Consider the following 18,747-nt stretch of genomic DNA (forward strand, 5'->3'; position numbering starts at 1 on the left):
GTTGCCCATTCCGGCGCCGAGGGAAGCCCAGCGGCCGATGTTCAGGATGCCCGCCGCGCCGGGACTGAGCGCTAAGGCGGCACCCGCTTAAGCGCCGGCCGCTGCGGCGCGCGCTTCCAGCCAGCGCAGCATCCCTTGCCCGGCCACCCGGCCGCTGGCCAGGCAGGCGGTAAGCAGGTAGCCGCCGGTCGGCGCTTCCCAGTCGAGCATTTCACCGGCGCAGAAGATGCCAGGCAGGCCGCGCAGCATCAGACCATCATCCATGGCTGAGAACGTGACGCCGCCCGCCGTGCTGATCGCCTCGTCGAGCGGACGGGTGGCGGTCACCATCAAAGGCAGGCCCTTGATCGCGGCGGCCAGGGCTGACGCCGACTCCAGTTTTTCCGGCGGGTAGGCTTCGCGCAGCAAGGCGGCCTTGACGCCTTCAATGCCGGCCCGCCGGCGCAGGTGGTTGGCCAGGGTATCCCGGCCGCGCGGCCGGTCGAGATCGGCCTGCAGGCGCTGCAGGGTGCGTCCCGGTGCCAGGTCGAGGCTCAGCTCGGCCCGCCCGTCGCGTTCCAGCGCATCACGCAGCGGCGCGGCCAGGGCATAGATCAGGCCGCCCTCGATGCCGCTGGCCGTGATATTGAATTCGCCCTGCCGGGTATGGCCTGCCGCGCTGGCGATCACCGGCTTGATCGGCTGACCGGCAAAGCGCTCGCGGAAATAGGGCGACCAGGCGACCTCGAAGCCGCAATTGGCCGGTTTAAGCGCCGCCACTTCGACGCCGCGCTCGCGCAGCAGTGGGACCCAAGCGCCATCCGACCCCAGCTTGGCCCAACTGCCGCCGCCGAGGGCGAGCAGCACCGCATCGGCCTTCACCGTCACCTCGCCGCCCGGCGTGGCGAAGCGCAGCGCGTCCCCGGCCCAGCCCAACCAGCGATGGCGGACATGGAAATGCACGCCCTGCGTCCGCAGCCGGTGCAGCCAGGCGCGGAGCAGCGGCGCCGCCTTCATTTCGCGTGGGAATACCCGACCCGAGGTGCCGACGAAGGTTTCGATGCCCAGGCCGTGAATCCAGTCGCGCAAGGCCTCCGGGCCGAAGGCGTCGAGCCAGCCCGCCACCTTCCCGGCCCGCGCACCGTAGCGGCCGACGAAATCGGCCAGCGGCTCGGAATGAGTGATGTTCATGCCGCCCTTGCCGGCCATCAGGAATTTGCGGCCGACCGACGGCATGGCATCGTACACCTCGATCTGCAGCGAACCGTTGGCCGACAGCACTTCGGCGGCCATCAGGCCGGCCGGGCCGCCGCCGATGATTGCGACGCGAAGGGCGGTCATTCCTTGTTCGCCCGGGCTGCGCTGGCCGCCGACAGTTCGGCCGGCAGCTCTTCCTCGTCGATGGGGAAGACAGTCACCGCCACTTCCGGTTCGGCGCCACCGCCGCCCAGGATGATGCCCCGCAGCGGCGAAATGTCGGAAAAATCGCGGCCAAAGGACAAGGTGATGTGCTCGGTGTCGGGCAGCAGGTTGTTGGTCGGATCGAAATCGACCCAGTCGTGCTCGCTGCCGGGCGCATAGACCGAAATCCAGGCATGCGACGCGTCAGCGCCGATCAACCGCGGCTTGCCCGGCGGCGGCCGGGTCAGCAGGTAGCCACTGACGTAGCGGGCAGCCAGGCCGAGGGCACGCAGGCAGGCGATCATCAGGTGGGCGAAGTCCTGGCAGACGCCGCGCTTCTTTTCCAGCACTTCGAGGACGGGGGTGGCGACCGTGGTCGCTTCCGGATCGAACTTGAACTCGCGGAAAATCTTCGCCATCAGGGCCTGGGTGCCGACTAGGACGGGCGTTCCCGGCGGAAAGCAGTCGGCGGCGTAATCGGCCAGTTCGTGCTTGACGCGGACATGCGGACTTTCGAACAGGAAGCGCACGGCGTCGAGGTCTTCCGGCCGGGGTTCAGTCGAATCGTAGGCCAGGCGGTCGCGCACCTCTTCCCACGGCAGCGAATCGTGCAGATCAGCCGGTACGTGCGGCTCGACGGCGATGGTCATCACCGAGCGGATGAGCAGCGCGTCGTGCGGGGCATGGAAGGCGACCCAGCACACCGGGTTGCCGAAGGCATCCTGGCCGTCGCGCCGCCAGCTTGGGGCTGGTTCGATCTCGATGCTCTGCTCGTCGATGCGCTGCCAGGACAGGATGCGCGGCGACAGGTGCAGTTGCTGCTGGGACAGCGACACCGCACTGCCATAGTCGTAGCGGGTCTCGTGCAGAACGTGATAGCGGACGGTGGTCATAGCGCCATGGTCTGCCGGCTGACATCGCCGACATGGGTGAAGTAACGCATGCCGAGCCAGTCGGAAAGCTGGCCGGCCGCGCTGTCCAGTTCCCGCAGCAGCCGGGCCAGTTCCTCGCAGGGCGAGCATTCCTGGCAATGGCTGAATTGCAGGTTCTCCAGGCGGCTCAGATCGAAATTGCGCAGGCGCTCGATGGCGGCCGGCAGGTCGCCGTCGAAATCGGCGCCCAACTCGCGCTGCATGCGCTCGAGATAGCGGGTCAGGACGCCGGCCTGGAACAGCACGCCGTGCGGATTGCTGTCGTCGAAAACCAGCAGGTCGACGACCGGCAGCAGTTCGGGCAGGCGCGAATAGCGCGAGCGGTAGGTAATGATCGAGTCAGACAGTTCGAGCAGCCACTCCAGCGAACCGGGCCCGCGCGCCGACGGCATGCGCAGGAAATGGGCGATGCTTTGCGCCAGGAAGGACAGACGCTCCAGGCGGCGGCCGATGATCAGAAAGCGCCAGCCGTCGTCGCGTGTCATGTTGTCCATGGCGAAGCCGGTCAGCGACGACGAGACTCCGAGCACGCGATCGAGGAAGGCGATGGCTTCGGTCAGGGTCGGATGCTTTTTCAGCGCCGCCTGCTGGTCGCGCTGCAGGCGGTTGAGCGAATGCCAGTGGTCGAGCGACAGGCGTTCGCGGACATGGGTCGCCGACCACATCAGGCTGCGGATATTGCCGGCCAGGCTGCCCGCCTGCTCGGGGTCGTAGATGGCTTCGAGCAGGGCGTGCTCGCTGCCTTCCCGGATTTCGTCATCCTCTTCCGGCGACGGCAGGACACCCAGCCGCATCGCCATTTCCATGGCCGAAATCACCGCTGGGGTCTTGGCGCCACCGGCTTCGACGACGCGCGACAGGGCGACGCGCAGCATGCGGGCGCTGTTGTCGAAGCGCTCGGAATAGCGGCCAAGCCAGAAAAGGTTCTCGACCACGCGCGACGACAGGTTGGCGCCGGCCCGCACCAGGTCGCGTACGCCGACAGAGGGCTTGAGCAGCGTGAATTCGCTGACCGGGCCGTCGGTCAGCACCCAGGTATCCTTCGAGGCGCCGCCGCGCTGCATCGAGATGGTGCGCGTATTGGCGCCGGTGGCGACGCGGGCAAGGCCGCCCGGCATCACCGAATAGCCGCCGTCGGCATCGCTCACCGCATAGGCGCGCAGGCCGACCGGCCGGGCGAGCAGCCGGCGCTCGTGCGAGCGGCTCCAGGTCGGCGCCTGCGACAGCTCGATCATTTCCTGGGCGACGTAGGCGTGCGGCCGCGCCTCGATGCGGCGCAGCATCTCGGTGCGCTCCGCGCCCTTCAGCTCGTAGCCGAAGACCGGATCCATGTGCTGCGTCGGGTAGGCCGGCTTGATGACCAGATCGTCGAAATGCTCCTTGACGTAGTCCAGCGCCGGTTTTTCGCCGCACCACCAGGTCGCCACCGACGGCATCATCAGCTTTTCGCCGAGCAGGCGCTCGCAGATGGCCGGCAGGAAGCCCATCAGGGCGCCGGAAGCGAGCAGGCCGCTGCCCAGGGCATTGGCGATGACCACCCGACCGGCGCGCGCCACGTTGAGCAGGCCGGGCACGCCGAGTGCCGATTCGCCGCGCAGTTCGAGTGGGTCGCAGTAGCTGTCGTCCTGCCGGCGCAGGATGACATGGACGCGCTTCAGGCCGCGCAGGGTTTTCAGATAGACGGTATCGCCGCGCACCGTCAGGTCCTGCCCCTCGACCAGCGGGAAACCGAGGTAGCGCGCCAGGTAGGCGTGCTCGAAATAGGTTTCGTTGTACGGCCCCGGCGTCAGCAGCACGATGTGCGGCTGCTCGTCGCCGTCGACCGGCGCCAGCGCGCTCAGGCCGTCGAGCTGGTCGCGGAAGAAGTCGGCGAGGTGCTGGACGTGCAGGTCGCGGAACATCTCCGGGAAGACGCGCGACACCACCAGCCGGTTTTCCAGCGCATAGCCGGCCCCCGACGGCGCCTGCGTGCGGTCGGCGATCACCCACCAGCGGCCGTTCGGCGAGCGTGCCAGATCGACCGCGTAGTTGTGCAGCCAGACGCCGCCCACCGGCTTAACGCCCTGGCAGGGCCACAGGTAGCCGTGCTGGCCATAGACCAGCGCCGGCGGCAGCAGGCCATCGGCGAGCAGTTTCTGCTCGCCGTACAGATCGGCCAGCATGGCGTTGAGCACGGCGGCGCGCTGGGCGACGGCGGCCGACACCTCGGCCCATTCGTCGGGCGGGATGATCAGCGGCAGCGGATCGAGCGCCCACGGCCGGTCGGCGCCGCTGGGGTCGGCATAGACGTTATAGGTGACGCCGTTTTCCTGGATGCGCCGATCGACGAAATCGAGCCGCCGGTGCATTTCGTCGGGGGCCACCGAATCGAGATGGATGAAGAACTGCCGCCAGTGCGGACGAACGCCGCCCTCCGCCGTCAGCATTTCGTCGTAACGGCGGGAACTCTGGGGATAGATGGCGAGGAGCGTGCGGGCCATTGAGCCTTGTCTGACGCGAACAGGCCGGATTCGGCTTACTGCCGGCCTGCAGGTGCGCGGGACGCGTTAATTGGGGTCAAAAACGGCGCAAGTCTAGCGTAAACGGGTGTTCGGCGCTGACCGCCACCGGCTTGGCGACGACCGTTCCCGGCGTATGCCCGAAGCGGAAGAAGCGCGCCAGACGGCGGCTTTCGGCTTCGTAGGCATTGACCGGGAAGACCTCGTAATTGCGGCCGCCCGGGTGAGCCACATGGTATTGGCAGCCGCCCAGCGAACGCAGCATCCAGGTATCGACGATGTCGAAAACCAGCGGCGCATGGACACCGATGGTCGGATGCAGGCACGAGCCCGGCTGCCAGGCCCGGTAGCGCACGCCGGCGACGAATTCGCCATTGGTGCCGGTGGCGGTGAGCGGTACCGGCTCGCCGTTGCAGGTCAGCACGTAGCGGTCCGGCGCCATGCCCTTGACCTTGACCTGAACGCGCTCGACCGACGAATCGACGTAGCGCACCGTGGTGCCGGCCGCCCCCTCCTCGCCCATGACGTGCCAGGGTTCCAGCGCGTGGCGCAATTCGAATTCGATGCCCCTGACGGCGAAATCGCCGTATTTCGGGAAACGGAATTCGAAATGCGGGGCGAACCATTCCTGCTTGAAGGGGTAGCCGGCCTGCTGCATTTCTTCCATCACATCGGCGAAATCCTGGGCGACGAAATGCGGCAGCATGAAGCGGTCGTGCAGCTCCGTACCCCAGCGGGCGAGGCGTTGCGGCGCGTAGGGTTCTTCCCAGAAGCGGGCGACCAGCCCGCGCAGCAGCAGTTGCTGGGCCAGCGACATGCGGGCGTGCGGCGGCATTTCGAAAGCACGCAGTTCGAGCAGGCCGAGACGGCCGGTCGTGCTGTCCGGCGAGTACAGCTTGTCGATGCAGAATTCGGCGCGGTGCGTGTTGCCGGTGACGTCGATGAGCAGGTTGCGCAGCACGCGGTCGACCAGCCAGGGCGCGATGTAACCGCTCACGGGCGGAATCTGCTTGAAGGCGATTTCCATCTCGTAGAGCGAGTCGTTGCGCGCCTCGTCGATGCGCGGTGCCTGGCTGGTCGGCCCGATGAACAGGCCGGAGAACAGGTAGGACAGGCTGGGATGGTTGTGCCAGTAAGCGATCAGGCTGCGCAGCAGGTCCGGCCGGCGGAGGAAGGGCGAGTCGTTCGGCGTGGCACCGCCGAGCACGAAGTGGTTGCCGCCGCCGGTGCCGGTATGGCGGCCGTCGATCATGAATTTCTCGGTGGTCAGCCGCGTGTAATAGGCCGACTCATAGAGATGGGTGGTCTGGTCCACCAGCTGGTCCCAACTGCGGGCCGGATGGATGTTGACCTCGATGACGCCAGGGTCGGGTGTAACGCGGAAATGCGTCAATCGGGGATCGGACGGCGGTTCGTAGCCCTCCATGATGACCGGCAGTTGCATTTCCTCGGCCGTCGCCTCGACGGCGGCGACGACTTCCAAGTAGTCCTCCAGTTTCTGGGTCGGCGGCATGAAGACGTACAGCTTGCCGCCACGCGGCTCGGCGCACATCGCCTGGCGGGTGATCCAGCCGGCGGACTCCTTGAAGCCGGGCGCGGTATCGGCCGGCTTGTCCCACGGATGGCCCTTGCCGCCTTGGTCACCGATGCCGCCCCGACCGAAAGCCGGGCTCTGCATGCGCACCTGGGCGCGCGCCGGCGCCTGCCCGGCGCGCTGCCCCCTGGCCGCCGCCATGTACTCGGCGTGGCTGGCCAGCGGTGCCTGCGCCATCTCGGCATCGGGCGCATTGACGTAGGGGTAGTCGCTCTGCGCCGTCCACGGCTGCGAATCGAGCGGCAGGCGATAGCCGAGCGGCGAATCGCCGGGGAACAGGTAGCAGCGCTCGCTGCGCAGGAACCACGGGCCGGTCTGCCACTGCTCGGAAACGTTCTTCATGATGGGCAGGACGTGGCCGACGGTATGGGTCATACCCTGCGTGAACACCTTCATCAGGCGTTCGCGTTCGAGCGGATCGTCCACCCGCGAATCGAAGGGATCGACGTTGCCCGGCAGGCGCCGTTCGCGCCACAGGTAGTAATAGACGTCCTCGTAGGCCGGGAAGACGTGTTCGGCGGTAACGCCCAGGCGCTCGGCGACCTGCTTCAGGAAACGGCCGGCCTGCTCGGCGCTGGCGCCGTAGTCCTTGCGTTCGTCGGCATAGAGGTCTGGTGCGTTCCAGATCGGCTCGCCGTCCTTGCGCCAGAAGCAGTTCAGCGACCAGCGCGGCAGCTGTTCGCCGGGATACCACTTGCCCTGGCCGAAATGCATCAGGCCGTGGGGGGCGTATTTTTCGCGCAGGCGATGGAAGATTTCCGCCGCGTAGAAGCGCTTGGTCGGGCCGAGGGCGGCGGTATTCCATTCGGCGCCGTCCGGGTCGTCGCTGGCGACGAAGGTCGGCTCGCCGCCCTGGGTGAGGCGCACGTCCATGGCCTGCAGCTTGGCGTCGATGGCGTGGCCGAGACCTTCGATCTCGACCCATTGCTCGTCGGTGTACGGCTTGGTGACGCGCGGCGCTTCCCATACTCGGGTGACCTGCATGTGGTGGACGAATTCGGTTTCGCACTCGTCGATGCCGCCGGTGACCGGCGCCGCCGAGGCCGGTTCCGGCGTGCAGGCGAGCGGGATGTGGCCTTCGCCGGCGAACAGGCCGGAGGTCGGGTCGAGGCCGACCCAGCCGGCGCCCGGCAGATAGACCTCGGCCCAGGCGTGCAGGTCGGTGAAGTCGGCTTCCGGGCCGGACGGACCGTCGAGCGACTTGACGTCCGGTGTCAGTTGGATCAGGTAGCCGGAAACGAAACGGGCGGCCAGGCCGAGATGGCGCAGGATCTGCACCAGCAGCCAGGCCGAGTCGCGGCACGAGCCGGTCTTCCTGGTCAGCGTTTCATCGGGCGTCTGCACCCCCGGCTCCATCCGGATGGTGTAGCCGATCGCCTGCTGCACCTGGGCATTGAGGGCGACCAGGAAATCGACGCTGCGCTTCTTTGCCAGCGGAATGCCCGCCACGTAGGCATCGAACAGTTTGCCGCCGGGCACCTTGTACAGATAAGGCGTCAGCTCGTGGCGCTGCCAGTCCTCGTACTGAAAGGGGAATTCCTCGGCATGCGGTTCGAGGAAGAAGTCGAAGGGATTGATGACCGACATCTCGGCCACCAGATCGACCTCGAAGCGGAACTGGCGGGTCTTTTCCGGAAAGACCAGGCGGGCCAGGTAATTGCCCTGCGGGTCCTGCTGCCAGTTGATGAAATGGGCTTCCGGCGTCACCTTCAGCGAATACGACAGGATGCGGCTCCGCGAATGCGGACAGGGGCGCAGGCGGATGATCTGCGGCCCGAGGTTGACCAGGCGGTCGTAGGAATAGTGGGTGACGTGATTGAGGGCGACGTGTATGGACACGGTGGGTCTCCGGAAAGATGACTGAGGCCCTAAAAGCAAGACACGAACCAGCCCGCAAACCGGCGTTATTGGCATGACATGCCCCCTGCGGCGCACCCAATGCAGGCTTGCTGCGAGCGCAGTGCACCAGCATGGGGCATGGCCGCACCATGCGCCGAGGCGCTCGGCTATGCCGCCCTGAAAACTTATTTTGTTGCAGTGCACCATTTTTGCCAGAAGTACTCTATACTGTGTCCGAACACATCGATTCCCCACTCTTTTCAGGAGACAGCAATGTCCATCAACACCGAACAATTCACCGCCGCCAACAAGGCCACCGTCGACTCCCTGCTGGCTGTCGCCAACACCGCCCTGGCCTCGGCCGAGCGCATCGCCGCCCTGAACCTGAACGCTGCGCGCAGCGCCCTGGAAGACACCGCTTCCGGCGTCCAGTCCGTGCTCGCCGCCAAGGACCCGCAAGCCGCTTTCGCCGCCCAGAAGGCCCTGGCTCAGCCGGCCGTCGACAAGGCTGTCGCCTACGGCAAGTCGGTGTACGAAATCACCAGCCAGACCCAGCAGGAACTGGCCAAGATGGTTGAAGCCCAATTCGGCGACTTCCAGAAGTCCGTTGCCGGCCTGGTCGACCTGGCCGCCAAGTCCGCTCCGGCCGGTTCCGAAGGTGCCGTCGCCGCCATCCAGAACGCCATCGCCGCCGCCAACTCGGCTTTCGGCAACATGAACGCCGTCGCCAAGCAATTCGCCGACGCCGCTCAAGCCAACATCGCCGCAGTGACCAAGAAAGTTCGCTAAATCGCTGCCGTAAGGCAAAATGCGAGGCCCTGCGCAGTCGGCAGGGCCTTTTTACTGTCCAACAACGAGCCATCGAGACGAATGGAGAAGCGCATGTCTGACCAGGACATCGACCGACAAGCCGAACGCATGCTGGAAGCAGCCCTCGGCGGCATGACGCCGCACCAGGCGCTGCTCGAATCCTCGCGCGCCGAGAGTGCCGACGTGACCGCCCGCACCGCCGCCATCGCCAAAAACCGCGAACGCGCGCTGAAACTGTTGGCCGCCCTCGAAGGATCGCTGGACTGAGCGCATTCCCGACGGCGCCAAGACGCCATCGTCGCCACCAGCCCTACCACTCGATATAAGCAACCAAACATCTGACCGACAGTCCAAATCTGTGGACTGGCGTTGACGGAAGCCAACCGGGCACCTAGCGTGAACCAGGAACGCGGTGTCGGCGGCTGAGTCGGCGCCACCCTTTTCGATGAAGTCCGGCACGAGGGGTTTTGGTGAGCAGTAACCCGGCGGATGCAGCGCAGTGCGGCGAGAACGGCCCGTTGGCGGGGGCGTGTGGGAACGCGCATGCCAAAGGCCCGGAACGCCATATCTCGCTGCGCACCAGCCTGATCACCCTGGTTCTGGTCTGCATACTGCCCGGCGTGGCGTTCAGTGCCTATCTGGTCTACGCCAACTACCAGCTGGAAAAACAGAAAATCACCCGCGAGACGGAATTGCTCGCCGGCCAGATCCTGGTCGAACTGGATCGCGAACTGTCGGCCATGGAATCCGGCCTGCGCGTGCTGGCCACCGCCGACTCGTTGAAAAGCGGCGATCTGCAGCGCTTCCACCAGACTGCCCGCGCCGCGCTGAAGTCGCAGATGGCGTACAACTATTTCCTGATCGACCGCGAGGGCCGTCAGGTAATCAACACCCTGCGCCCGCCGTGGGCGGCACTGCCGGCGACGGGCAATCCGCCGCAACTGGAGGAGGTTTTCCGTTCCGGGAAGACGGTCTTGACCGACCTGTTCGACGGACCGGTCACCGGCAAGCCGACCATCGCGCTGGGCGTGCCGGTCTACGGCAAGAGCGGCGAAATCATCTATGCCCTCAATGTCGGCCTGCAGCCGGATTATCTGACCGGGCTGTTGAAGCGCCAGGCCCTTCCCAAAGGCTGGATGGCCGCCATCATCGACGGCGCCGGCACCATCGTCGGCCGCACGCGCGACGCCGAGCGTTTTGTCGGCCAGAAGGTCGTTCCCGAGCTGCGCGAGCGTCTGGACAACAGCCGCTACGGCTCGCTGGCGGTTTCGTCCAAGGAAGGCATACCGGTCACTACCGCCTATGCCCGTTCGGCGCTGTGGAACTGGAGCGTCGCCACCGGGGCGCCCAAGTCGCTGGTCGAGGGCGAAATGTTCCGGCTGTTCGCCGGCATCGCGCTGGCCGCGCTGATCTTCATCGTCATCGGCACCTGGCTCGCGGTGCGCATCACGCGGCGGGTGGTTTCCTCGGTCGAGTACCTCAACGACGCCGCCCTCGCCCTGCGCGAAGGCAAGCCGCTGACCCTGCCCAAGGTGCAGCTGTACGAGGCCGAGGCGGTCGGCCACGCCATCGTTCAGGCCTCGCACCTGATGGCCAAGGTGCATCACCGCGCCTACCACGACCCGCTGACCGAACTGGGCAACCGCTCGCTGTTCTACGAACTGGTCCAGCACCAGTTGGCCGTCGTCGATCGGGAAAGCGGCAGCCTGGCCATCCTGGCCATCGATCTCGACAATTTCAAGGTGGTCAATGACGAGGAGGGGCACGCCGCCGGCGACCACCTGCTCGAAGTGGTCGCCCGCCGCATCGAAGGGACGATACGCGCTTCGGATGCCGCAGCGCGCATGGGCGGCGACGAGTTCGCCATCCTGCTTTTCGACGCCGACCAGTGCAGCGCCGAGGAAACCGCCCAGCGCCTGGTCGCCCGCCTGTCGGAACCCTACGACGGCGTCCAATGCTATGTCACCGCGAGCATAGGCATCGCCGTCTATCCCGCCGCCGGCAACGATCTCGGCGAATTGCTCGAAAATGCCGACCGCGCGCTGTACGCGGCCAAGCGCAGCGGCCGCAACACCTTCTGCCTGGCCGGCTGCCGGGAGCAGGCCAAGGCTTCCTGACGACGGTACCCGGCCGGAGCGCAGGCAATTTCCGATTGTTCGATAGCCGGCCGTCCGCTATCCTCCAGCCCGCAGCCACGCCCGGGGAATAGTCGTGTTTTACATAGTCGAAAGCAGCAAGTCGTTCTACGAAGCCAACCTCGACCTGGGGCCGGTGGTCGAACGCCTCGGCTTCGTCATCGTGCATCGTCAGGACCTCGGCGAAACCTTGCAGCGGCGCGGCATCGAACTCGACGAAGACTGCCAGGTGCACGAGGTCATCAATTACCGCTACGCCGCCGACCTGCTCAATATCGACATGCGTTTCAGCCTGGGTTGCCCGTGGCGCATCGCGGTATTCACCGAAAACGGCGCCACCAAGATCGGCATCGCCCGTCCGCCGGCGCTGGCCGCCGCCCTCGGCGACCATGCCGAACTCGCCCGTCTGGCGGCCGAAGTCGAGGCCAAGCTGATCCTGATCGTCGACGAAACGCGCTAAGAAGCTACTGATTTACCGCAAAATGTCATTCCCGCGCAGACGGGAATGACAAATATACAGTGCTCCCCTAACTCCCTCCGCCATACCCCATGATCGTCCGCCCCCATCTCCACTGGTTTCGCCTGCTTTTCGTCTGGCGCGGCTCGGTGCTGCCCTACATCCTGACCCGCCTGCTGCCCGTGCTGGCCGTTTCCGTCGCCAGCGTGCTCAGCCAGGACTGGTGGATGAGCGCCCATGCCGCCTCGGCGCTGTCCATTCCGCCCTTCACGCTGATGGGCGTGGCACTGGCCATCTTCCTCGGCTTCCGCAACTCGGTCAGCTACGACCGCTACTGGGAAGCGCGCAAGCAATGGGGCAACCTGCTCATCGCCGCCCGTTCGCTGACCCGCGAAGTGGCCAGCTTTGCCCCCGAGGCCACCGAATTGCAGCGCCGCGTCGCCCGCACCCTGGGCGCCTTCGCCTATGCGCTGAAGCACCAGTTGCGCAGCACCGATCCGCGCGTCGACCTGGCCTGCCGCCTCGATGCGGATGTCCTCGAACAGGTCTGTGCCGCCCGCTTCCCGCCGTCCGCCCTGCTCCTCTGCCTCGCCCGGGACATCGCCACGGCGCAGAAGGCCGGCCAGATCAGCGACCTGCAACTGCAAGCGCTCGACCGCAACCTCAACCTGCTCACCGAAGCCTCCGGCGCCTGCGAGCGCATCGCCAACACGCCCATCCCCTACACCTACCGCGTGCTGATGAACCGCACCGTGGTGGTCTATTGCCTGCTGCTGCCCATCGGCCTGAGCACTTCCATCGGCTGGCTGACCGCCCTGGTCGCCCCGTTCATCGCCTATACGTTCCTGGCGCTGGACGTCATCGGCGAGCAGATCGAGGAACCCTTCGGCAAGGAACCGAACGACCTGGCGCTGGCCTCGATGTGCCACGGCATCGAAGTCTCGGTCTGCGAACTGGTCGGTGAAACGCCGCGCGGCACGGCGCCGGAAGTGGTCGATTACGTCGTTACCTGACGTCAGGAAAAGGACAGGGCGCAGCACGTATAATTCGCCCTTTCCCGTCCGTCCTGCCGCCACCATGTCCAAGCCCTTCCGAATCGGCCTCGTCGTCCTCGCCGCCACCCTGCTCGCCGCCTGTGGCGAACCGGAGGACACCCGTCCCGGACAGCCGGTCAAGCACCGCCAGCAGGCGTTCAAGGAGATCATCAAATCCTTCGAGCCAATGGGCGTCATGCTGCGCAAGGGCAGCTTCGATGCCGAGCGTTTCGACAAGCTGTCGGCCGAGCTGGTCGCCAAGCGCGACGGGCCATGGTCGTACTTCGGGCCGGACACCAACTACCCGCCGACCAAGGCGACCGCCGAGGTGTGGAAGCAGCCGGAAGAATTCGAGAAGGACAAGCAGGCCTTCATCGCCGCCACCGACAAGCTGCAGGAAGCGGTCAAGAGCCGCGACAAGGCGGCGGTCGAAAAGGCCTACGATGCCGTGCACGACAGCTGCAAGACCTGCCACAAGCAGTTCAAGGAACGCTGAGAGACCGCCCCGCCATGCTGCGCCTCACCGAACTGAAGCTCCCGCTCGACCACGCGGCCGATGCCCTGCGGCCGGCCATCTGCCAGCGCCTGGGCATCGCCGATACCGACCTGATCGATTTCTCGCTCTTTCGCCGCGGCTACGACGCGCGCAAGAAATCGGCCATTACGCTGATCTACACCGTCGATTGCACACTGCGTGACGAGGCCGCCGTTTTCAAGCGCCTGGACTGCGACCGCAACATCGGCCCGACGCCGGACATGGCCTACAAGGTCGTCGCCCAGGCACCGGCCGATCTGAAGGAGCGCCCCATCGTCATCGGCATGGGCCCCTGCGGTTTCATGGCCGCCCTGCTTCTGGCCCAGATGGGTTTTCGCCCCATCGTGCTCGAGCGCGGCAAGATCGTCCGCGAGCGGACCAAGGACACCTGGGGCCTGTGGCGCAGGAACACGCTGAATCCGGAATCCAACGTGCAGTTCGGCGAAGGCGGCGCCGGCACCTTCTCGGACGGCAAGTTGTACAGCCAGATCAAGGACCCCAACTTCTACGGGCGCAAGGTGCTCGAGGAGTTCGTCAAGGCCGGCGCGCCGGAAGAGATCATCTACGTCAGCAAGCCGCACGTTGGCACTTTCCGGCTGGTCAAGATGGTCGAGAACATCCGCCAAAACATCGTCGACCTGGGCGGCGAAATCCGCTTCGAGGCCAAGGTAGACCAGCTACTGCGCGACAACAGCCAGGTGGTCGGCGTCGAACTGGCCGGAGGCGAGCGCCTGATGAGCCGCCATGTCGTGCTGGCGGTGGGCCACAGCGCCCGCGACACCTTCCAGATGCTGTACGACGCCGGCGTCTACATCGAAGCCAAACCCTTCGCCATCGGCTTCCGTGTCGAGCACCCGCAGACCCTGGTCGACCACGCCCGCTTCGGCCCCAATGCCGGCAACGAAATCCTCGGCGCCGCCGACTACAAGCTGGTCCATCACTGCAAGAACGGCCGTGCTGCCTACAGCTTCTGCATGTGCCCAGGCGGCCAGGTGGTCGCCGCCACCTCGGAACCCGGCCGCGTGGTGACCAACGGCATGAGCCAGTATTCGCGCGCCGAACGCAACGCCAACTCGGCGCTGGTCGTGAATATCGATCCCGAGGATTTCCCCGGCGATTTCAAGAAGAACCCGCTGATCGGCATGGACTTCCAGCGCCACTGGGAAGCAGCTGCCTTCGTCGCCGGTGGCGGCGACTACAGCGCCCCGGCACAAAAGATCGGCGACTTCCTGGCCGGCCGACCATCCACGGCCCCGGGCACGGTCGAACCGTCCTACCAGCCGGGCGTACGGTGGACCGACCTTGGTAGCTGCGTACCAACTTACGTGACCGAGGCGCTGCGCGAGGCAATTCCCGCCTTCGACCGCCAGATCAAGGGTTTCGCCATGGCCGACGCGGTGCTCACCGGCGTCGAGACGCGCACCTCGTCGCCGATCCGCATCAAGCGCGGCGCTGACTACCAGAGCATCAACACCCGCGGCCTCTACCCGGCCGGCGAAGGTGCGGGCTACGCCGGCGGCATCCTGTCGGCCGGCGTGGACGGCATCAAGGTCGCCGAGGCCGTGGCGCTGTCCATGGTAAACGCAGAAAAAAACCTGGCCTGAATGACGTCCGTGCAGTGCCCGAGTGCTTGGTAAGTGCTCGGCAATCAGCTTCAGTTCGATATTTTGCTTGTCGGCCTTTGCCGACGTTCAAGCATCCAGCCGACAGTCTGCCAAGCGTCAGGGAGCGGATGCTCAAGCTTCACTTGCGCCGAACAGCCGCTTTGCGATTCGGCGAATGCGAACTATTGACACAAAAGCGGACCTTTAATACTGGAGTAGGCCATCATTTGCACTACCCTCGGTGGCTGCCTCGACATACGTTCGGCATACAAATAGCCGTTGGCACCGCAGAGCATTGCGCAGTTGGCATAGGGGCTGGCGGTCAGGTGAACAAGTTGGCCCTTTGCAAAAGTGACGGTCACCGTACATGAGTCCTCGGTATTGTCGCTTCGCGCCACGAGTGCTCGGCCGTTCCATTTCCCAACTCCCGAGAAATCACAGACGTGCAGATCATCGAACGTGAAGCTAACTTCAATTTGAAAGTGTGATGGGTCAATTCGTGCAACTAGCACTCGATCCGTCACAGTGACCCGATCACATTGGGCAGGGTGCCCGCCAGGACATTGACCAACCCAATCTCGAACTTGATGAGGCCGAGTGTACTGTCCGACAAGGCGGCTGGGATGTCTGCTATCGGGAGAAATCGACAATGGCCGAATGAGGCCGACTCCTGCCTAATCCAATTACATCTCAGGCATGATGCCCCACCAATGGCTGCTCTCAAAATTGGACTGAAAGCCTGCGCCCCATTACGGCCGGCTAGTTTTAGCAGCCGTTGGCAGGCTAATCCGGAAGCTCTGCGTCACACATTGCGGCGGTGCTCACCGAATGCAAAGACTGTGCATAAGCGCTACCTTGATTGCCATCACTAATCAGGGAGTCGAATATACACAAGAGATGCGTCAGTTCGTCGCCATGGGCATAGGTGGTGACAAAATGTTCACGACAGTTTGCCGAAGCTTGACTCCAATAGAGGTCGTCCACAAATAGACGCTCTACTTCATTTGCTGCGGCTTGCGGGTCTATAACGACCCGATGTCCCGATATCACCCCCTGTTGCGCGCTGACTTCAGTGAATGCGAGCGTCGGGACACCGCGCGCCCAAGCCTGTAGGAATACATTCGGCATACCTTCGACAGTAGATGTATTGACGACGACCCGTGCCCGATCGAAGTATGGCTCGACTTTGGCAAGAGGCAGAAATCCCATGAACTCAACATTCGACATCGCGTTGGCCGCGCTCCGTATGGCCTCGAAATACGATGCATCGTTGGGACCGTTGCTTCCGCCAATCATTACAAAGCGCCGCTGAGGCAACAGCCGGGCTAGTTCAAGCAAAAGTTCGGCTCGTTTGTGCGGACGGAGCATGGCTACCCAAAGAACGTATTCGCCAGGTCCGGGAGATGCATCCGCTGGCAGTTCATAGCAGCTAGGGATAAGGATCGCCGAGCGGCCATAATGCTCACGGCAATTCCGCTGCTGAATTTTGTTTTGAGCAAGCACCGTATCGACTGCGGCCAATCCGCGCTCGAAGAGCCATCGATCACGGCGGTAGCGGATGAGCTGGTGCCCAGGGATAAAATCCGTATCTAGGGCACCTGCATAGACCGAGTGCTTGCCGTATGTACGGCAAAATCCGGCCATGACTGCCGTAATCACGCCAGCCGAGCGCTGATAGTAGATATCGGCATCTACCTCACGCATTGCTTGCCAAATACTGCTCAAGCGCGGATGCAGGAAGCGTAGTACCGGAAGTCCAGCATCAGCCGAATAAGCACGAACAACTGTTATGTTGTCCACAACGGCTTGTTTCGGCTGGCCGTAATCTAGGCAGATCATGGACACCCGGTAACCGTTGCGCACCAGCAAACGGGCAAGAATGCATTGCTGCACTTCAGCGCCACCCACTACCTCAATGCTGGCTTGCCCGGACAGTACCGGCCATGCGTTAGGGGCGACAAAGCAAATGTGCGGCTTTCGGCTTGAAGTTGGCCCCTGGGAGGTCGGCGCGTCGTCGCGCATGGGACTTTCGGATATACGTCGCACGATGCACGGACCAGACAATGGTTTGGTATCCAATTCGGCGCTCCTGAGTGACAACGTTCACGATGCAGTATCGATGTGCTTCACCACGAGTCTAGCCAGCGCTTTAATGCCGCCCGTTAATCAGCGATAGTTCCAACGGCAGCGACCATTTGGCATATGTCACCGGTAACCAAGCGATGCCGGTCACACAGTTGAATAGCCGAGGACCTTGTTCAGCTGCCATCAGCGTTAATTTCAACGTGCTTGCCTAAACCCGACGGTCTGAGTCCGTGGACGCATTACCTATTGATATTCGATGACGCCCTTGAAAGGCAGCTTGTGGCCGGTAGCACCAGGTGGCCACAGTGCAGATAAGCAGCCGTTGGAAAAACGGAAATATTTGAACGTCGGCATACTGGGATATAGCCCCGAAGGCACCCCCAAAGATCGTCCTTGATCTTCTCGGCATGACCGACGCCTGGGTTCTCGCGATGAGCGAAGCCGACGCGCAGATTGCCGCGTTGGCTTGAGGCCGGCAGCAGGTGCAAAAAGGCCCGGACGCTCCTAGCAAGACTGACGGCAAGGAGCATTCGGAACGGCAACTCCTGGGGAATGGAACGCCGCGGCTCGACCGTTGTCATCTGAAGAATTCCCCAGGGAGTTCGGTCATGCAAGAACGAGAATCGTCGCCGGTCTTTTACCGCTATTTTTTCTTCAGTTGGCTGTTCCGCGACGCCGGCCGGGGCAGTCTGTCCGAGCGCCGCGCTGCGTGGCACCACAACTTGGCCCAAGCGCGCTGGCTGCCGACCTATCTGCGGCGCTGGCTGACGCTGAGCGCACTGTTCTTCTCGGGCGGCGTCGGCGCGGAAGCCATCGGCGGCGTCTGGTCGTGCGCCGCATGCTTCGTTCTCTTTTCGTCGGCGCTGCCGGTCGTCTCGGTCATTATCGTCGCGATGCTCGGCTTCCGCTATTTGCCGAGCCCCTGAACTGCGGTTCGGCGGGCACTTAGTGGGAACAGTTTTCTTAGGCAGGTCTGAGCGGCGGGAATGGCCGATTTCCTACCTGGCACCCCACCCGCATTTGTTGGCCAAGCGCATGGAGTGGGCGTGCGCCTCGCCATCACGCCAGGTAACGCAGCACCAGGCTGGCCCCGCTGACCACCAACAAGCCGTTGAGCAACCTGAACAACTGCTGGCGGCTGATGCGCAGGTCGATGTGGTGGCCGGTATAGACGCCGAGCGCCATGGCCGGCACGAAAGCCAGGGCCGTGGCCAGCAGCTTGAGGTCGAGCAGACCGAGCGACAGGCAGAGCACGATGCGCCAGGCCGTCGACAAGGCGATCAGCGCCGCCTGGGTCGCCCGGAAGGCAGTGCGGCTCTCGAGGGTGCGTTCCAGATAGGCGGCGTAGATGAAGCCGCCGCTGCCGAACAGGCCGCCCAGTACACCGCCGAACAGGCCGTGGCCGAAGGCAAAGCGCGGTAGCCCTGCCTCCTCCTGGCGTTTGATCAGCCCCTTGAGGCCCTGGACGACGACGAAGCCGCCGAGCGCTACGGCCATCAAGGCCGGCGGCAGTTGGGCCAGGACCAGCACCCCGAGCAGTTGCCCGGCCAGCATGCCGGGGAACAGCCGCATGAAGGCGCCCCAGGCGACTTCCTTGCGGGCCCGCCAGCCGCGCAGCGAGGAACCGGCGAAATCGAGGATGGCGAGCAGCGGGATCACCTTGCCGACCGGCATCAGCATGGCCAGCGGCCCGCTGGCCATCAGCGCCGAACCGAAGCCGACCAGGGTGAATACGGCATAGGCGACAACCACCCCGAGCAGCGCCCAGGCCAGGGCGGCGGGATGGTTCGCCAGGTCGAGAAGAAAAGTGAAATCGGGCATGGTCGCCGCCTCCGGGTAATGAA

At 64.6% G+C, this 18,747-nt stretch carries 14 protein-coding genes; 8 read left to right on the forward strand and 6 right to left on the reverse strand.

Annotated elements, in window-relative coordinates; translation table 11 throughout:
* Nucleotides 1–87: 87 nt before the first annotated feature.
* From LZ012_RS14835 to LZ012_RS14850, 4 genes are all read right to left on the reverse strand, one after another.
* On the reverse strand, nucleotides 88–1,320 hold the full coding sequence (locus LZ012_RS14835; protein WP_275711601.1) for a TIGR03862 family flavoprotein: 1,233 nt from the start codon (nucleotides 1,318–1,320) through the stop codon (nucleotides 88–90).
* Entirely contained in the window at nucleotides 1,317–2,273 is a 957-nt protein-coding gene (locus LZ012_RS14840) for a transglutaminase family protein (protein WP_275711602.1), read from the reverse strand. The genes LZ012_RS14835 and LZ012_RS14840 overlap by 4 nt, the downstream gene beginning before the upstream one ends.
* Nucleotides 2,270–4,792, reverse strand: a complete 2,523-nt coding sequence (locus tag LZ012_RS14845; protein WP_275711603.1) for a circularly permuted type 2 ATP-grasp protein — start codon at nucleotides 4,790–4,792, stop codon at nucleotides 2,270–2,272. Before LZ012_RS14845 ends, LZ012_RS14840 begins: the two co-directional genes overlap by 4 nt.
* 76 nt (nucleotides 4,793–4,868) lie before the next feature.
* The gene (locus tag LZ012_RS14850) at nucleotides 4,869–8,243 is read right to left on the reverse strand and encodes a transglutaminase family protein (protein WP_275711604.1); all 3,375 of its coding nucleotides are present in this window, start codon (nucleotides 8,241–8,243) and stop codon (nucleotides 4,869–4,871) included.
* Between the two features lie 273 nt (nucleotides 8,244–8,516).
* On the opposite strand from LZ012_RS14850, the gene LZ012_RS14855 reads away from it, so the two are divergent.
* The 7 genes from LZ012_RS14855 to LZ012_RS14885 all read left to right on the forward strand — a co-directional run bounded on the left by LZ012_RS14855 (nucleotide 8,517) and on the right by LZ012_RS14885 (nucleotide 14,818).
* The gene (locus LZ012_RS14855; protein ID WP_275711605.1) at nucleotides 8,517–9,032 is read left to right on the forward strand and encodes a phasin family protein; all 516 of its coding nucleotides are present in this window, start codon (nucleotides 8,517–8,519) and stop codon (nucleotides 9,030–9,032) included.
* Between the two features lie 93 nt (nucleotides 9,033–9,125).
* A complete protein-coding gene (locus tag LZ012_RS14860) occupies nucleotides 9,126–9,320 on the forward strand; it encodes a hypothetical protein (protein ID WP_275711606.1) in 195 nt (64 codons plus the stop codon).
* Between the two features lie 203 nt (nucleotides 9,321–9,523).
* On the forward strand, nucleotides 9,524–11,170 hold the full coding sequence (locus LZ012_RS14865) for a sensor domain-containing diguanylate cyclase (RefSeq protein ID WP_275711607.1): 1,647 nt from the start codon (nucleotides 9,524–9,526) through the stop codon (nucleotides 11,168–11,170).
* Between the two features lie 94 nt (nucleotides 11,171–11,264).
* On the forward strand, nucleotides 11,265–11,648 hold the full coding sequence (locus LZ012_RS14870; RefSeq protein WP_275711608.1) for a DUF302 domain-containing protein: 384 nt from the start codon (nucleotides 11,265–11,267) through the stop codon (nucleotides 11,646–11,648).
* A gap of 89 nt (nucleotides 11,649–11,737) precedes the next feature.
* On the forward strand, nucleotides 11,738–12,658 hold the full coding sequence (locus LZ012_RS14875; RefSeq protein ID WP_275711609.1) for a bestrophin family protein: 921 nt from the start codon (nucleotides 11,738–11,740) through the stop codon (nucleotides 12,656–12,658).
* 64 nt (nucleotides 12,659–12,722) lie between these two features.
* Nucleotides 12,723–13,175, forward strand: a complete 453-nt coding sequence (locus LZ012_RS14880) for a c-type cytochrome (protein WP_275711610.1) — start codon at nucleotides 12,723–12,725, stop codon at nucleotides 13,173–13,175.
* Between the two features lie 14 nt (nucleotides 13,176–13,189).
* Entirely contained in the window at nucleotides 13,190–14,818 is a 1,629-nt protein-coding gene (locus tag LZ012_RS14885) for an NAD(P)/FAD-dependent oxidoreductase (protein ID WP_275711611.1), read from the forward strand.
* Nucleotides 14,819–15,601: 783 nt separating this feature from the next.
* Here the strand turns inward: LZ012_RS14885 and LZ012_RS14890 are convergent.
* Entirely contained in the window at nucleotides 15,602–16,840 is a 1,239-nt protein-coding gene (locus tag LZ012_RS14890) for a glycosyltransferase family 4 protein (RefSeq protein WP_275711612.1), read from the reverse strand.
* Nucleotides 16,841–17,511: 671 nt separating this feature from the next.
* On the opposite strand from LZ012_RS14890, the gene LZ012_RS14895 reads away from it, so the two are divergent.
* On the forward strand, nucleotides 17,512–17,829 hold the full coding sequence (locus tag LZ012_RS14895) for a hypothetical protein (protein WP_275711614.1): 318 nt from the start codon (nucleotides 17,512–17,514) through the stop codon (nucleotides 17,827–17,829).
* A 133-nt stretch (nucleotides 17,830–17,962) separates the two neighbouring features.
* On the opposite strand, the gene LZ012_RS14900 is transcribed toward LZ012_RS14895, so the two are convergent.
* Nucleotides 17,963–18,724 carry a sulfite exporter TauE/SafE family protein gene (locus LZ012_RS14900; protein ID WP_275711616.1) on the reverse strand — a complete coding sequence of 254 codons (762 nt, stop codon included), beginning with the start codon at nucleotides 18,722–18,724 and terminating at the stop codon, nucleotides 17,963–17,965.
* Between the last annotated feature and the right edge of the window lie 23 nt (nucleotides 18,725–18,747).

The sequence above is a fragment of the Dechloromonas hankyongensis genome, assembly GCF_022012295.1.
GTDB classification, from domain to species: Bacteria; Pseudomonadota; Gammaproteobacteria; order Burkholderiales; family Rhodocyclaceae; genus Azonexus; species Azonexus hankyongensis.

Coding starts and splice junctions, on each gene's coding strand:
- LZ012_RS14835 (WP_275711601.1), bottom strand. CDS start 1,320: ATGACCGCCCTTCGCGTCGCAATCATCGGCGGCGGCCCGGCCGGCCTG.
- LZ012_RS14840 (WP_275711602.1), bottom strand. CDS start 2,273: ATGACCACCGTCCGCTATCACGTTCTGCACGAGACCCGCTACGACTAT.
- LZ012_RS14845 (WP_275711603.1), bottom strand. CDS start 4,792: ATGGCCCGCACGCTCCTCGCCATCTATCCCCAGAGTTCCCGCCGTTAC.
- LZ012_RS14855 (WP_275711605.1), top strand. CDS start 8,517: ATGTCCATCAACACCGAACAATTCACCGCCGCCAACAAGGCCACCGTC.
- LZ012_RS14860 (WP_275711606.1), top strand. CDS start 9,126: ATGTCTGACCAGGACATCGACCGACAAGCCGAACGCATGCTGGAAGCA.
- LZ012_RS14875 (WP_275711609.1), top strand. CDS start 11,738: ATGATCGTCCGCCCCCATCTCCACTGGTTTCGCCTGCTTTTCGTCTGG.
- LZ012_RS14880 (WP_275711610.1), top strand. CDS start 12,723: ATGTCCAAGCCCTTCCGAATCGGCCTCGTCGTCCTCGCCGCCACCCTG.
- LZ012_RS14885 (WP_275711611.1), top strand. CDS start 13,190: ATGCTGCGCCTCACCGAACTGAAGCTCCCGCTCGACCACGCGGCCGAT.
- LZ012_RS14890 (WP_275711612.1), bottom strand. CDS start 16,840: ATGCGCGACGACGCGCCGACCTCCCAGGGGCCAACTTCAAGCCGAAAG.
- LZ012_RS14895 (WP_275711614.1), top strand. CDS start 17,512: ATGCAAGAACGAGAATCGTCGCCGGTCTTTTACCGCTATTTTTTCTTC.
- LZ012_RS14900 (WP_275711616.1), bottom strand. CDS start 18,724: ATGCCCGATTTCACTTTTCTTCTCGACCTGGCGAACCATCCCGCCGCC.